General features: G+C 44.8%; 17 protein-coding genes, 1 pseudogene and 1 riboswitch. Of the genes and pseudogenes, 2 read left to right on the top strand and 16 right to left on the bottom strand.

Features of this window, described 5'->3' with window-relative positions; genetic code table 11:
* Positions 1 to 118 precede the first annotated feature (118 nt).
* From V6B33_RS02895 to htpX, 6 genes are all read right to left on the bottom strand, one after another.
* Positions 119 to 1,564 (bottom strand): DEAD/DEAH box helicase, encoded by a 1,446-nt coding sequence (locus tag V6B33_RS02895; protein ID WP_334216224.1) that lies wholly within the window; start codon positions 1,562 to 1,564, stop codon positions 119 to 121.
* 92 nt (positions 1,565 to 1,656) lie between these two features.
* On the bottom strand, positions 1,657 to 1,857 hold the full coding sequence (locus V6B33_RS02890) for a cold-shock protein (protein WP_032086164.1): 201 nt from the start codon (positions 1,855 to 1,857) through the stop codon (positions 1,657 to 1,659).
* A gap of 367 nt (positions 1,858 to 2,224) precedes the next feature.
* Entirely contained in the window at positions 2,225 to 2,377 is a 153-nt protein-coding gene (locus V6B33_RS02885) for a DUF3934 family protein (protein WP_071620084.1), read from the bottom strand.
* A 133-nt stretch (positions 2,378 to 2,510) separates the two neighbouring features.
* Positions 2,511 to 3,371, bottom strand: coding sequence for a 5'-methylthioadenosine/S-adenosylhomocysteine nucleosidase (locus V6B33_RS02880; protein ID WP_334216223.1), 861 nt, complete (start codon positions 3,369 to 3,371; stop codon positions 2,511 to 2,513).
* A gap of 142 nt (positions 3,372 to 3,513) precedes the next feature.
* A riboswitch (purine riboswitch) is annotated at positions 3,514 to 3,617 on the bottom strand.
* A gap of 157 nt (positions 3,618 to 3,774) precedes the next feature.
* Complete coding sequence (locus V6B33_RS02875; protein WP_334216222.1) at positions 3,775 to 5,229, bottom strand: protein adenylyltransferase SelO; 1,455 nt, start codon at positions 5,227 to 5,229, stop codon at positions 3,775 to 3,777.
* A 190-nt stretch (positions 5,230 to 5,419) separates the two neighbouring features.
* Positions 5,420 to 6,301, bottom strand: a complete 882-nt coding sequence (gene htpX / locus V6B33_RS02870; protein WP_334216221.1) for a protease HtpX — start codon at positions 6,299 to 6,301, stop codon at positions 5,420 to 5,422.
* A 157-nt stretch (positions 6,302 to 6,458) separates the two neighbouring features.
* On the opposite strand from htpX, the gene V6B33_RS02865 reads away from it, so the two are divergent.
* The gene (locus V6B33_RS02865) at positions 6,459 to 7,196 is read left to right on the top strand and encodes a DUF1836 domain-containing protein (RefSeq protein WP_334216220.1); all 738 of its coding nucleotides are present in this window, start codon (positions 6,459 to 6,461) and stop codon (positions 7,194 to 7,196) included.
* 67 nt (positions 7,197 to 7,263) lie between these two features.
* On the opposite strand, the gene V6B33_RS02860 is transcribed toward V6B33_RS02865, so the two are convergent.
* From V6B33_RS02860 to V6B33_RS02815, 10 genes are all read right to left on the bottom strand, one after another.
* Positions 7,264 to 7,455 (bottom strand): hypothetical protein, encoded by a 192-nt coding sequence (locus V6B33_RS02860; RefSeq protein WP_334216219.1) that lies wholly within the window; start codon positions 7,453 to 7,455, stop codon positions 7,264 to 7,266.
* A 94-nt stretch (positions 7,456 to 7,549) separates the two neighbouring features.
* Entirely contained in the window at positions 7,550 to 8,272 is a 723-nt protein-coding gene (locus tag V6B33_RS02855; RefSeq protein WP_334216218.1) for a hypothetical protein, read from the bottom strand.
* Entirely contained in the window at positions 8,269 to 9,012 is a 744-nt protein-coding gene (locus V6B33_RS02850) for a hypothetical protein (protein WP_334216217.1), read from the bottom strand. Before V6B33_RS02850 ends, V6B33_RS02855 begins: the two co-directional genes overlap by 4 nt.
* Complete coding sequence (locus V6B33_RS02845) at positions 8,993 to 9,895, bottom strand: ABC transporter ATP-binding protein (protein ID WP_334216216.1); 903 nt, start codon at positions 9,893 to 9,895, stop codon at positions 8,993 to 8,995. The genes V6B33_RS02850 and V6B33_RS02845 overlap by 20 nt, the downstream gene beginning before the upstream one ends.
* The gene (locus tag V6B33_RS02840) at positions 9,892 to 10,278 is read right to left on the bottom strand and encodes a GntR family transcriptional regulator (RefSeq protein WP_334216215.1); all 387 of its coding nucleotides are present in this window, start codon (positions 10,276 to 10,278) and stop codon (positions 9,892 to 9,894) included. Before V6B33_RS02840 ends, V6B33_RS02845 begins: the two co-directional genes overlap by 4 nt.
* Before the next feature lie 165 nt (positions 10,279 to 10,443).
* Positions 10,444 to 10,602, bottom strand: a complete 159-nt coding sequence (locus tag V6B33_RS02835) for a hypothetical protein (RefSeq protein WP_334216214.1) — start codon at positions 10,600 to 10,602, stop codon at positions 10,444 to 10,446.
* A gap of 42 nt (positions 10,603 to 10,644) precedes the next feature.
* Positions 10,645 to 11,052, bottom strand: coding sequence for a DUF5412 domain-containing protein (locus V6B33_RS02830; RefSeq protein ID WP_334216213.1), 408 nt, complete (start codon positions 11,050 to 11,052; stop codon positions 10,645 to 10,647).
* 40 nt (positions 11,053 to 11,092) lie between these two features.
* Entirely contained in the window at positions 11,093 to 11,284 is a 192-nt protein-coding gene (locus tag V6B33_RS02825) for a hypothetical protein (protein WP_334216212.1), read from the bottom strand.
* Between the two features lie 107 nt (positions 11,285 to 11,391).
* Positions 11,392 to 11,883, bottom strand: a complete 492-nt coding sequence (locus V6B33_RS02820) for a hypothetical protein (RefSeq protein WP_334216211.1) — start codon at positions 11,881 to 11,883, stop codon at positions 11,392 to 11,394.
* A complete protein-coding gene (locus V6B33_RS02815; protein ID WP_334216210.1) occupies positions 11,880 to 12,257 on the bottom strand; it encodes a hypothetical protein in 378 nt (125 codons plus the stop codon). Before V6B33_RS02815 ends, V6B33_RS02820 begins: the two co-directional genes overlap by 4 nt.
* Before the next feature lie 376 nt (positions 12,258 to 12,633).
* Here V6B33_RS02815 and V6B33_RS02810 point away from each other — a divergent pair.
* A pseudogene (locus V6B33_RS02810) lies at positions 12,634 to 13,536 on the top strand (NAD(P)-dependent oxidoreductase); the annotation flags it as partial.
* Between the last annotated feature and the right edge of the window lie 27 nt (positions 13,537 to 13,563).

Genomic DNA, 13,563 nt, shown 5'->3' with positions numbered 1-13,563 from the left:
TTTTCATCTCCGTTGTTGTTGATTTGCTCGTCGCCGTCATCACCCCATTGGACCGTGGATGTGTTGAATTCATCCGTTTCACGGCCAGTCCTGCTGCGTACCGTGGGACTGGCCTGCTTTAGTTTCTGGCCTCGTGGACTTTCAATCTCTTGCCTTTGACGGTGGTGGTTTTCATGGCTTGGAGGACTAGCGGACCTTTTCCGTTCAGGATATCGACATAGGTCAGGTTTTCCTGGATGGTGATGATGCCAATGTCGTCTGCGGTCACGCCGGCTATTTTGGCGATGGTTCCGACAAAGTCGACTGCCCTGAGTTTCTTTTTCTTCCCGCCGTTGAAATAGAGCTTCATGATTTCTTTATTTAATTGCTCACTTTTATCGGTTTTGGCGTCCGGGAGTTCACTCAGTTTTTCTTTAAAAGCATCTGTTGCAGCATCCACCTCTTCTTTTGAAGGTGCCTGCATATTCGTGATTTCAAACCCGATATACGCTTCGATCTCCTCCAGGAATTTATCCTCATAAGGCGTGATGAAGGTGATCGCCCGACCTGCATGGCCTGCCCGTCCGGTTCTTCCCGTTCGGTGGACGTAGCTTTCTTTTTCAAGTGGAAGGTCATAGTTGATGACGTGCGAAACCTTCTCGATATCGATCCCTCTTGCCGCTACATCCGTTGCGACCAGATAACGGAATTCTCCCCGTTTAAAGTCATCCATCACTTCAAAGCGAGCTTCCTGATTCATTCCTCCATGAATCTTATCGACGGGAAATCCATTCTCATACAATTCGTCACAGACCTTATCCACATTCTCTTTTGTCCGGCAAAAAATCATGCAGCTATCTGGATTTTCTACGGTCGTCACATCCGTCAGCAGGGAAAACTTATCGTTTTCCTCCACTCGGATGAGGGAGTGATCAATTTTATTAGTGGTGATGCCCTTCGCTATCACTTCGATATTCACAGGGTCTTTCATATATTTGTGGCAGAGAGATTCGACATCCTCCGGCAGCGTGGCTGAGAATGTGAGTGTCATTCTGTCTGCCGGGAGTTGCTGAATGATCGCTTCCACCTGTTCGATGAAGCCCATATTGAGCATCTCATCCGCCTCATCGATGACAAGACAGTTGAGCTTATCCATGGGAAAAGTCCCTTTTTCGATATGGTCGAGCACTCGTCCAGGCGTCCCTACGACCACATGCGTCTTCTGTTTCAGTTCAAGCTTTTGGCGGTGAAAAGGCGATTTCCCGTATAGAGCTGCAGCTTTGATTCGTTTAAATCTCCCGATATTCGTAATGTCTTCTTTCACCTGCACTGCAAGTTCGCGGGTAGGTGTGAGGACCAGTGCCTGCGGCTTATTCTCGCCCCATTCCGCCATCTCGCATAACGGAATCCCGAATGACGCCGTTTTCCCGCTTCCTGTTTGAGATTTCACGACAAGATCCTTCTTTTCAAGCGCAACAGGCAGTACCTTGGACTGCACTTCAGTCGGAGCTTCATATCCTAATTCCGATAGGGCTCTGGTAATTTCACCACTAAGTCCGTAATCAGTAAAACGTTTCATATTCATGCAGCACCTCATTCATTCATGATATTTATATTTTCCCACAACATGCACCCATAAAAAAAGGACTCTGCAAGAGAGCCCCTCATGTAAAGCTATTATGCTTTATTTACGTTTGCAGCCTGAAGTCCGCGTTGACCTTGTTCAGTGTCAAAAGTAACTTTCTGACCTTCGTCCAAAGATTTAAATCCTTCGCCTTGGATAGCTGAGAAATGTACGAATACATCTTCTCCACCTTCGATTTCAATGAAACCGAAACCTTTTTCTGCATTAAACCATTTTACTGTACCTTGTTGCATAATTGTTTCCTCCTGTGTGGATATGTGTCCACCTGTTATTACTATTGTTGCTCAAGTTAGATATCAAAGGCGAAAAGTTTAAATACTTCATTCCTTACAGACCGAACAAAAATAATTCTACTTAACCTTAACAGGGAATGGAGCCAATAGCAATCTTTTTATAAGGCTCTTTTCGCATACTTTGTTGCTTTACATACTAGAAAATACCGGAACTTGGGTATTTTCGGATTGTACGTCCGTCTCTTGTTTAAGCTTGAGTTAGAAAAGAGCACGTGCATAAGCTACATCAAGATTACTAGCCTGTGTACAAAAAGCAACAACCTTTTATAAAAATAGAGAATTGCGGCCATTCGCCGATCGTCCTGACCTATTTGTCAGCATCTGATTTATTTCCGTGCTTGACCCCTTTACTTTTATAAGGTTTATTACTCTTTGCCTTGTTTGCTCCCGCCTGCCAGCGATTCCAGCCCTTCTTGCCGGTACCTTGACCTGTTCCGCTTTTTTTCTTCGGTTTACTCATGCGAACCCTCCTCCTTACCTGCTGCATATCAGTTAAGTTCATTATCATACCATACAAACCAATCAAAAAACAGGGACTGTCCCGCAGCGCGGTAATGATTTTGCGCTGGTGGGACAGTTCCTGTCATTGTGTCTTATTTTTCTTCGATGTATTGTTTTACCACTTTGTAGACGAATTCCTGATTGGCTTGGGCAGTATCAGGGTTGTATTGGCCGCCGTTTACTTTGTTGTTGGAGAGGATTCTGATCCCCAGGTAAGGGATGTCATAAGCCTTGGCAATCTGGGCTCCCGCTGCTCCTTCCATCTCCTCTACGGAAGTTCCGTACTTCTCATGGAACCAGTTGATCCGGTCCACTTCGTTATTCCATACATCTGCTGAACCAATTGTTCCTTCTACAACCTTGCCTTTTTTGTATTCATCTTTCACAGCTTTCGCTGCTTCCAGCAACTGTTTGTCTCCTTCGAAATAACGGATGTTCTCGGCATCTGGATCTTCTCCGGCACTTCCTTCCGAAGCCATCAGATCCATCGGGATCCAATTCTTCGGTTTGATCCCTTCGCCTTCAGCAAGATTACCCGTTTTTAGGGAACCGAGGTTCACCGTTCTTTTTCCTAATACGATATCGAACACATGAAGATCAGCGTCGTGGCCGCCTGATGTCCCTTGATTGATGATGGCAGCAGGATTATATTTTTCGATTGCCACTGCTGTTGCAGCTGCTGTGTTTTCCATTCCCTTGCCTGTCTTCGCTACGATAACAGGGTATCCATCCAGCTTCCCTATGTAAAAGATAAATGATCCCGATTTTTCTTTTTTCACGTCATCCAGGCGATCGGCGAGCTTTTCAGCTTCAATCGGCATCGGCCCCTGGATCATAATAGGTCTTTGTTCTTCTGCTTTGGCCGTATCACTTTTTTCAGAAGAGCTGCACCCAGCTAAAATAGAACAAATTAGTGCAGTGATGATGATTGGTAATGCGAACTTTTTCAACATGTTGTTTCCCCCTGGCTGATTTGTAATGAACCACAGAAAAAGGCCCGGAAGTACAGAGTGCCCTCTACCTTCCAGACCAGCGAAAGTCAAAGTATAGTTAAGTTGAAGCCGGTATGCTGCATCACAACAGTCCCGATTAAAACAGAACGATACTTCAACCCGTAGTCCGGTTCTTCCGATGGGAACCAGGTAGAGACTCTCAGACCTTATTACTGAGTTTATACGAGAATGATATGAATTTGATTACGTTGCAAGTGTATCAGAGTCGGAACAAGGAAACAACCCTAAATACGAATTTAAATATAAAATTTAATTATAATGTTCGTGTTTATATCGGAAATTCGGAATATTAAAAGCACATTCAACATTTGAATGTGCTTTTTAACGCAATACTCCAGTCGAATCATGTGCCGCAATATGTTCGGTATGGCCGGTCACAAGGGTCAGGACCCCCGGCATAAGCTTCCTGTTCTTTCGAATGTTCGTATGGAGCTGATAGAACTTTCAGGAGCCGATCCATTACACTGAGGTCACCTTTCACAGCTGCTTCAAGGGCTTCTTCTACTCTGTGGTTCCTCGGGATGACTGCCGGATTGCTGTTTCTCATTAACTCATGGCTGTCCTCTTTGGATTCCTGCTGGCTTTTGAGCCTTTCCTGCCAGCGTTCTTTCCATTGAATGAATTCCTCAGCGGCAAACAGTTCTCCATCCCCGTGCCCATCAAACGTAAGTGCCCGGAACGTGTTCGTATAATCAGCTTCATGCTCATGCATCATTCCAAGGAGACCTTCGATCAAGTCTTTATCCTGCTCAACTTCACCGAAGAGTCCAAGCTTTGCCCTCATCCCTTTAAGCCAGGCAGTATGGTACAACTTAGGGAATTCAGAAATCGCATCCTGAGCGAGCTGCAGGGATGTCTCGTCGTCTTCATGCAGCAGCGGCAGCAACGATTCAGCAAAACGCGCCAGGTTCCAACCCGCGATTGTCGGCTGATTTCCATATGCATAACGGCCTCCGGTATCGATCGAGCTGAAAACGGTCGCCGGGTCGAATGTATCCATGAATGCACAAGGACCGTAATCGATCGTCTCTCCGCTGATTGTCATATTATCTGTGTTCATCACGCCATGGATAAAGCCGGACAGCTGCCATTTGGCAACGAGTGCGGCCTGACGGTTGATCACCTCTTCCAGTAAAAACAGATAACGGTTCCCTGCTTGCATCGCATCAGGATAATGACGTTCAATCGCGTAATCAGCCAGTGCGCGGAGATCTTCCTCAGAGCCGAATCTTGAGGCATATTGAAACGTTCCGACACGCAGATGGCTTGATGCTGTACGCGTCAAGACCGCTCCAGGCAGAGTCGTCTCGCGGATGATTGCTTCACCCGTCGTCACCACTGCCAGACTGCGGGTCGTCGGGATACCCAGCGCATGCATCGCCTCACTGATGATATATTCACGAAGCATCGGACCAAGCGCCGCACGGCCATCCCCTCCTCTGGAGTATGGTGTCCTCCCTGAACCCTTAAGTTGTATATCAACCCTTTCTCCTGAAGGGGTGATCTGCTCACCAAGCAGAATCGCACGGCCGTCCCCAAGCATATTGAAATGTCCGAATTGGTGTCCGGCGTAAGCCTGCGCAAGAGGGGAACCGCCATCCGGAACCTCATTCCCTGCAAGAACACGGATGCCCTCCTCACTCTGCAGTGCCTCTTTGTCAAAACCCAGTTTTCCTGCAAGAGCACCGTTCAGAATCACCAGCTCCGGGGCCACAACCGGGTTAAGCTCAAGATTTGTATGAAACGCCCCCGGCAAGCGGTTATAACTGTTTTCAAGATTCCACCCCGTTTTTGACATGATATCCCTTCTTTCTTCTGTTCTTATAATAATCAATGGATTGATACGATTTATAGTTCCATATTAACACAATCCCATACGTTTTTTCGTCTTGCTGCCTTCTTCTGTGCCTGTACTCACATCATGCAAAAAAAGCCCGTCCCCGACTGCATTAACAAATTAATGCAGCGAGGGACGGGCCTTTCGATTATTATTTTGCTTCTAAACGGCTGATCCTGTCATCCAGATCCGGGTGTGTGGAGAAGATGGCTGATTTTCTCCGTCCGTTGATCTTCAGTGTAGAAATTGCTGTGTCATCCTCGCCCCTCATGCGGCTTGAGTATGCTTTCAGCGAGCGTAAGGCATGAACCATTTTATCCTTGCCGGCAAGGTCAGCCCCGCCGCGGTCAGCGTGGAATTCGCGATAGCGTGAGTACGCAAAGACGACCAGACTTCCAAGAATCGAAAACACGATTTGGAACAAGATGACGGCAATGAAATGAACGATCGGCGCCATTTCTTCCTTTACAAAACGGGAAGCGATCCACGCTGCGATTCTGGAGAGGAACACAACAAATGTGTTGACCACACCTTGCAGCAATGTCATCGTGACCATATCACCATTGGCAATATGGGCCACTTCATGGGCGATAACGCCTTCGACTGCATCGTCATCCATTTCATGTAATAAACCGGTTGAGACCGCAACAAGGGAACGCTTCTTTGACGGACCCGTTGCAAATGCATTCACTTCCCGGGAATCATAAATACCCACTTCCGGCATATGCATCAAACCTGCAGCCTTTGATAGGCGATGCACCTTGTCAACGATCCCCTGTTCCGCGGCAGACAGCGCACGGCTCGGATCCAAGACTCGTACATTCATCATTTTCTTCGCCATCCAGCGGGACATCGCCAATGAGATGAATGATCCTGCAAAACCGATGATCGCACTAAAGATCAGCAGAGCACCGAAATCTATTCCACCTGTATCATTAATATAGTTTCCAGCTCCAGTCACTGAAAAAATGATACTAATCGTCAGTAACACTAAAACGTTGGTCAAGAGAAAATAGAAAATACGTTTCCCCATTTCAATCCTCCACTCTTATTTTCAAGTTCATATGAACTTGTATTTGAACTTATTATATATTTTTTCAATCTGAAATTCAATCTTTTTCGTTGAATTGACGAGACCTTCCCGAAGACGTACTATTAAAGCATAATGACTTAAGAATGGGGGATCAGTGTTGGAAGCATTTACATTATCAAGAAAAGATATGGCCGACCTGCTCTCATCCCTTAAAGGCCAAACGGACAGCACTCCTATACAGGTCCTCCAGGATGCATGGTCGATCACGTACAAAGATGAGGTGAATGCGTTCATTTCATCGGGATGCCCTTCAATTTTCGAAAAGATCCTAAAAGGAAATAAGACCGAGTTCGGCTTTTCCTTAAATGAGATTGTCTCCCTTGCGAACCAGATTGAATATACGACACTCTCTTCAAGCGCAGTCCAGAATTGGGTGAAGCGCGATATTAAAGAATTGGTGGGATCCCCTCTCCTCGGCAAGAAATATACAGTCGAACAGGCGGCCACCCTGTTGATTGTCAAAGACTTGAAAGCCTCTCTGGACTTTGAATCGATCCGGAAGATACTGACGCTCGTATTTAACAACCCTGAGGACCGCTCTGACGATATCATCGATCCCATCGACCTATATTCCGCCTACTCATCCGTGTTCGATAAAGTTCATCATCAGCCTGTACCGCAGATAAAAAACGACGGGTCCATGAACGACTGGATGGATCAATTCATCAAAGACGAATGCGAGGGCATCCTGCCATCCTTCAAAAACCTAAACGAAGAAAATCTGGACATCGTATTGAACGTACTGCTCGTGACCGCCCTGACCGTCCAGGCTGCCTATTACCAATCAGCCACGAAGCGGTATGCCCAAGCGGCACTGTTTATGCAAGGAATATAAATGAAAGGTGCCAGTCCCCTTCATGCTAAATTAGTAGCGTGCGGGGTAACTGGCACCTTTCTTTTATTTATCTGCTTTGTCCATTTTGGTTATCCGTTAAATTCTTCACAGCTCTTGATGTTCCATCAACAGCGCTCATCGCCGCGTTTTCCGTTGTTTCAAGCGCGCTGTGAACGGTATGGAATGCAGCACCGGCTGTATTCTTGATACCTTCTGCTACGCTTCGATTGTTATGCTTATTTTGATTTTCGTTAATCATGGTGGTTGATTCAGATTTTCACGAACATGTATGCTTCTGGTTCACAATCTACACAATATAAAAAGGGACAAGATTATTCTATTCTTCCCAATTGCTATTCAGCTCTTACATAATTGGTATGACCGTTTACTTCCACGCCTTCCGGTACTTTCAGCAGGATGAAATCCCTGCCGGCACCCATACTCGGCCGTTCTGAAGAAAACAGTCCGTTCTTTTTTCCGGAAAACTGTTGGAAAGGAAATCCATTTGAAAATTTGGTGATGTTCACGGATGCCAAATCTGGAGCTTTGAGAGAAAGAATATTTCCCTTCAATTCTAATTGCGCCGATGATTTCTTTTCAGTCATATCCAACCCATCGATGAATACATTTCCTGTGTAGTGTACGGCTTCGATGACATCATCCCCCTTAGATATTTCTTCCACAAAAATCATCACGTAAGCCGCTCCTTCACCTAAATAGGTAATATCCAGTTTTGAATCATCGTACGGAAATGACCAGCTTTTTTTGCTGGTATAAACTCCTTCAAGATCCTTTAGTTTCCCGGAGTGTGCTGCTTCCATCCATTTCATTTGCTCACTCTCAATTTGTTTCATTTCATTGGAAGACAAGGTTTTTACTACTTCCGCATTTTCAGGGAGCACACTATACGAAAGAATGGCAGCCAGCAGCAAGATGATTATATAACCAATGATCATCCTTCTCCACTTCTTTGGACTGACCCTTCTTCTGCGGCTCGCCCTTACCATTAACGTTCCCATTCCCGCTATCAAAAGGAGAATGATCAAGATAGGTAAAAACATCATTAACATATTCATTTACTTACCTCCATTTGGTTGGAAATGCCCATACTCCCAAGCAGGAAGATAAATGAAACTCCAAGGACTTTTATAAGAAAGAAAATGAAGGATGTTTCCGAGCCAAAGAATGTTGCTGCATTTATGAGTAAAGTTGGATTCCCGGTCAATCCGTCAAGAATCAATGCCCCAATAAACACAACAGGTAAGAGAATGGAGAATATCTTGTTAAATTGGGTCAACATCCCCACAAAATAACCTGCGGTTGCAAATAAAAAAATGTACATGGCCGATGCGCCGGTGCCCGTCATGAATTCTGTTATCGTCATTGAATCAACCATTATGGAAGATTGGTCTACTAACATGTGTGTAAGCACTTTAAATAGATGGGTCGATAGATAAACCGTGACCCCTGCAAACATACTTGCTGAAAAGAGAAATAGAAAATTGGAGTAATGGCTGACCTTTCGATTCGTCACGAAAGCATAATCATCGTAGCGATAAGCCTTCGTCGTTATGATTATCGCTGAAATGAAAGCCCAGATCATCGTGAACACTTGGATGATATCATTTGTAAAATAGTGTACTTCGTAGTCAAGTGTACCAGACGATCCGCCGCTCATCCCTGTTCCGTTAAATGAAAATAAAATCGCGAGGAGCTGGATGGCCATCATTGAATTGAAAACACCAAAATAAGACTTCAGTTTATAGCGGAATTGTTTTTTTACAATATCCCATTCTTTAACCTCTGTTAAATACATCGTCTATCCCCCCTCTTGATTGCTTCGTCAAATAACTGCACAGTTTTTCCGCTGATACAGGTGCGATTTCTAGCCCGAGTATTCTCGCTTCTTCAAGTTCCTTTTTGGAGCGTTCATTTTCAATGACCGCATAGGTCATCCCAGCTCCCATTTCCTGTACATGAATCGGCTGGATTCCACTTATCCATCTGGTCACTGTTTCTGCTTCCCCTCGAACCCCCACAGCATGTTGTTTCAGATCCTCAATCCCCATATGAAGATATTTCTCGCCCGAATTAATCAGTAATATATCTTCCAAAAGGTCTTCCACTTCTTCAAGCAAATGGCTTGACAAGATGATGGTTCTTGGGTGGGCGATATATTCTTTAAGAAGCGCCCGGTAAAAATCATTCCGGGTGGGTGAATCCATGCCGCTCGTCGGTTCATCAAAAATCGTAAGAGGACATCGAGAAGAAAGGCCGATGATCATATTAAACGTACTTCTCATCCCTTTGGATAGATTCCCGTGATACTGATTGGGATTAAAGGAAAAGTATGAAAAAAGGCGGTGAGCAAGCCCACGGTCCCAGTTAGGATAAAAACTCCCCGCCGTCTCAAGTAACTCAAACAGCGTCAATCCATTGGAAAAACTCATTTCGTTATCGATGAAGATTGTATGTGCAGATACATTCAAGTTATTAAATGGACGTTCTCCGAACACGCGGACCTCACCTGAACTAGGAAGAAGGTATCCTGCGATGATTTTAAGAAGTGTTGTCTTCCCTGCACCATTTCTTCCGATCAATCCGGTAATTTTATTTTCTGTAAATGTAAACGACAATTCATTGATTGCTTTATAACTGCCATACTGTTTTATCAACTCATTGCAAACTACAGCATTCATGAACCTTCCCCCTTTTCCTTCCTGTGCATTTCCCTGATCATCTCGAACAGCTCTTCTTCATCAACCTTCAGCTGAACGGCCTCCTTCGCAATATCAGCCACCATCGATTTTAGCTTTGTATTCTTTCTTTTTTTCAGGATGATGCCGCTCGCCTCAGCTGTCACAAACATCCCCAAACCACGCTTTTTATAGAGGACATTCTCTTCCGTCAGTAGGTTGATTCCTTTTGCAGCCGTTGCCGGATTGATGTTAAACATCTCTGCCAATTGATACTGTGAATATACCTTTTGATCGCACTCAATGTTTTCGTTTAGTATTTCCGTTTCCAGCCACTCCGCAATCTGCACATAAATCGGCTTCATACTATCTGGATTTAACACCAATACCCCACCACCCTTACACAAACTACATTAGTACATTACTTATGTAATGCACTATATATATATCCATTATATACAATATTTTCTTTTCCGCCACTAAAAAAGCACAATTTCCCTGAACGGAAATTGTGCTTGGGCAGAAATTGGGACAGATTAAAGAATCAGTCCTTATGATCCATTGATATTACCGCTTCCATTCTTAGCAAGCATTGCTGCGATCAGGAATACAATGCCGATCACCCCACCAATGAATTTAGCTATATAGAAATCTCCATCCCTGACGAATCGAATTAGAAATCCTCCGCCAAAGATAACGGTGAGTGCCATTCCGAAAAAGAAAAACCCTAGTTACATATTAGCTCTCCCCCTCTACTCTTGATGCCTGTAATCATATGTTTCCCCCGGCACATTTAATGTCTCCCCGTTGATGATGACTGTGTCGTCATCGGTCCACGTGATGTCTGCTGTTTCCTCCCGGTAATTCCAATAGATCGTTTCACTCTTCCCGTCTTTTTCATTAAAAATCAATTCTCCTCTGACGGCATACGAGACCGTTGCCCCTCCGTTCGTCACGTATGCTTTCAATGTGTATGCCCCATCAGGCGATGTTTCTTCTGTAAGAAATTCTCCTTGCGACAGCCTGTCCATATCGTAAAATAGCCAGTAACCAGCGAAAGCAATGATAGCAGCCACGATCACCCCAACAATTAAGAAGATCGTCATCACTTCTTTGAAGACCCTTTTTTTATCGCTTTCAAAAGCTGCGTTTGCTGACATGGTTTGTTCTCCTTTTTAATGAGTTCTTAAAAAAAGAGGCTCAGTCGCCGCCGTCTCCTCCGCCAAAACCACCATCAAAGCCGCCAGAGTGATCTGAACTGTCAGCGTCTCCGCCATAATAGGTCGAATGACCGCCGCCTCCATGGTAACGGCCTTTCGATAAGTTGTTTAGAAAGATGCCGAACATCGTGATAAGAACGGGTACGATAATGATATAAAAAATTCCTGACATTTGAATCACCTCTTGTTAGGATTTACGAAAGTCAAAAGGGAAAAGTTTCATTTTTTGTAAAAAATACACAAAAAAGCTCCCGTTTTAAAAGGAGCTTTCAATCTAAACTATTCAAAAATGATCGAGATGATCTCGTCCATGCTCATACCGCTTTCAATCTGAAATGTTCCCGGTCTCAGTTCATTTTCCAGACCGCGATTTTCCACTTCTTTGTAGAACTTCATACCGTCGTCTATGATTCTTGCTTCTTCCAAGGCATTACCGATGTCGATGCTTGTCATCCCCATCGAAACGTTCAGGATGGTGCGGTAGACGACATCGTCATCATTTTTCTTCTCGGATTTAGTTTCGGTCGTTTCTTCTTTTTTCTCATTGGCAGCAGCTGTCTGCTTGTTCCATTCATCTTCTGTATGTACGACAAGACCATTGGCTGTCAGCTTTTCAATCATCTGTTCTTCTGTCAGCTTCTCGGATTGAGCTGTTTCTTCGGATTTCTCCGTGCTTTCGGCTTCTGTCGGGCCGAAGAAATAGAATCCGCCGGTTACAGTCGCTGCAAGTAATAGGCCTAATGCAAAACTGCGCAGGGAATTAGGTGTCATTGTGCAACCATACCCCTTTCAGCCTTTCTCGTCATGTATGGGGTAAGCATGCGTTCCACTTCATTTGAAGAGAGTTTCTTTTTTGAAGCAATGCTTTCAATTGAATATCCGCGTTTATACATATCAAGCATGTCACGGAGCATAGTCCGCTCTTCAGAATGTGATTCCATTGCCCCTGACTGCTGTGCTGTGATTTCTGCATCCAATTGAATCGTCCGTATCTGCTTCTCCAGTTCATGAACTTCATTCATGACCGAGATGGAAGCATGTTCAAGTTGCTGCTCCAGCTGTGATTTGGATTTAGTCGTCTTAATAAACGATATAATGAGCAGCACGACGGCTGTACCAAACAAAATGGCGATAATCCATCCCATTATGTGATCCTCCCTTATCTATGAATCTATTATCCGTACTAAATTATACCTCGTTATCCTGACAATTTCGATTTAAAACGACAAAACCCCTCGATAGTCCTGTGTTTATGACAGAATATCGGATAGGCGTTATTACATAGGGGCTACTTACTTAATAGGTGACAGCTCTGCAACGTATCGCTGGTTAGAACGTGCAACAGCTGGAACCAGCTATAAACTTCAATAGATCGTTTTGAAGGAAAAAGCACCCCACAAGAGGTATTCCTTAGCCGCTAATTCAATATATATACCCATGCACATGTCAGGCTTTGGAACTGTTCGTACAGTAGCCTTATTGGTATACTCTTATTAATGGTTTTACTATTCAAAAAATAGAAAGTGGGCGAGGGAGATGGAAATGAAGACGATTGGGTTTATCGGTACAGGTGTCATGGGAAAAAGCATGGCTCGCAATCTATTAAAAGCTGGATTTGCCCTTAATGTGTACACGCGCACGAAAGAAAAAGCGGCCGATCTTTTGGCAGAAGGGGCACGCTGGAAGGACAGTGTTGCGGACCTTGCACAGGAATCAGACATTATCATGACGATTGTAGGCTATCCAAGTGATGTGGAGGAAGTGTATTTGGGCGAGGGCGGAATTTTAGCTAATGCGAAGGCAGGCTCGTTTGTGATCGATATGACGACTTCTTCCCCTGAGCTCGCTGAAGCCATTTTCGAGAAAGCGAATAAAGCAGGAATCCATGCATATGATGCTCCTGTTTCCGGCGGGGATATAGGTGCCCGGAATGCTGCACTTACGATTATGGTCGGCGGGGATGAATCGAATTTCGACTACATCCTTCCTGCCCTTCAATCAATGGGTAAAAACATTGTCCTTCAGGGAGGTGCCGGAGCTGGTCAGCACACGAAAATGTGCAACCAAATCGCGATTGCGGCCGGTATGATGGGTGTCTGTGAAGCAATCCTCTATGCTGAGAAAGCAGGACTGGATCCGAAAACCGTGCTGAAAAGCATCGAAGCGGGTGCAGCCGGAAGCTGGTCGCTGTCAAATCTCGGCACACGGATGATCGACGGAAACTTCGAACCAGGCTTTTACGTGAAACATTTTATCAAAGACATGAAGATTGCAATTGAATCGGCAGAATCCATGAGAGTTCCCGTCCCCGGCCTGAAGCTTGCAAAAGAATTGTATGACAGATTCAGTCAGGCAGGCGGGGATGATAAAGGAACGCAGGCGTTGTATCAGTATTATGAGATGATGATGAGTGAGGCTGAATGATGAAATGGCCCGTCCCTCATTGCAGTG

It is taken from the genome of Mangrovibacillus sp. Mu-81 (assembly GCF_036867415.1).
Lineage (GTDB): Bacteria > Bacillota > Bacilli > Bacillales > Bacillaceae_B > Rossellomorea.
This window is presented reverse-complemented; position numbering and strand designations above follow the sequence as displayed.

Bases quoted from the DNA above. Each gene is read 5' to 3' on its own strand.
- V6B33_RS02895 (WP_334216224.1), bottom strand. From the start codon at position 1,564: ATGAATATGAAACGTTTTACTGATTACGGACTTAGTGGTGAAATTACC.
- V6B33_RS02890 (WP_032086164.1), bottom strand. From the start codon at position 1,857: ATGCAACAAGGTACAGTAAAATGGTTTAATGCAGAAAAAGGTTTCGGT.
- V6B33_RS02885 (WP_071620084.1), bottom strand. From the start codon at position 2,377: ATGAGTAAACCGAAGAAAAAAAGCGGAACAGGTCAAGGTACCGGCAAG.
- V6B33_RS02880 (WP_334216223.1), bottom strand. From the start codon at position 3,371: ATGTTGAAAAAGTTCGCATTACCAATCATCATCACTGCACTAATTTGT.
- V6B33_RS02875 (WP_334216222.1), bottom strand. From the start codon at position 5,229: ATGTCAAAAACGGGGTGGAATCTTGAAAACAGTTATAACCGCTTGCCG.
- htpX (WP_334216221.1), bottom strand. From the start codon at position 6,301: ATGGGGAAACGTATTTTCTATTTTCTCTTGACCAACGTTTTAGTGTTA.
- V6B33_RS02860 (WP_334216219.1), bottom strand. From the start codon at position 7,455: ATGATTAACGAAAATCAAAATAAGCATAACAATCGAAGCGTAGCAGAA.
- V6B33_RS02855 (WP_334216218.1), bottom strand. From the start codon at position 8,272: ATGAATATGTTAATGATGTTTTTACCTATCTTGATCATTCTCCTTTTG.
- V6B33_RS02850 (WP_334216217.1), bottom strand. From the start codon at position 9,012: ATGTATTTAACAGAGGTTAAAGAATGGGATATTGTAAAAAAACAATTC.
- V6B33_RS02845 (WP_334216216.1), bottom strand. From the start codon at position 9,895: ATGAATGCTGTAGTTTGCAATGAGTTGATAAAACAGTATGGCAGTTAT.
- V6B33_RS02835 (WP_334216214.1), bottom strand. From the start codon at position 10,602: ATGGCACTCACCGTTATCTTTGGCGGAGGATTTCTAATTCGATTCGTC.
- V6B33_RS02830 (WP_334216213.1), bottom strand. From the start codon at position 11,052: ATGTCAGCAAACGCAGCTTTTGAAAGCGATAAAAAAAGGGTCTTCAAA.
- V6B33_RS02825 (WP_334216212.1), bottom strand. From the start codon at position 11,284: ATGTCAGGAATTTTTTATATCATTATCGTACCCGTTCTTATCACGATG.
- V6B33_RS02820 (WP_334216211.1), bottom strand. From the start codon at position 11,883: ATGACACCTAATTCCCTGCGCAGTTTTGCATTAGGCCTATTACTTGCA.
- V6B33_RS02815 (WP_334216210.1), bottom strand. From the start codon at position 12,257: ATGGGATGGATTATCGCCATTTTGTTTGGTACAGCCGTCGTGCTGCTC.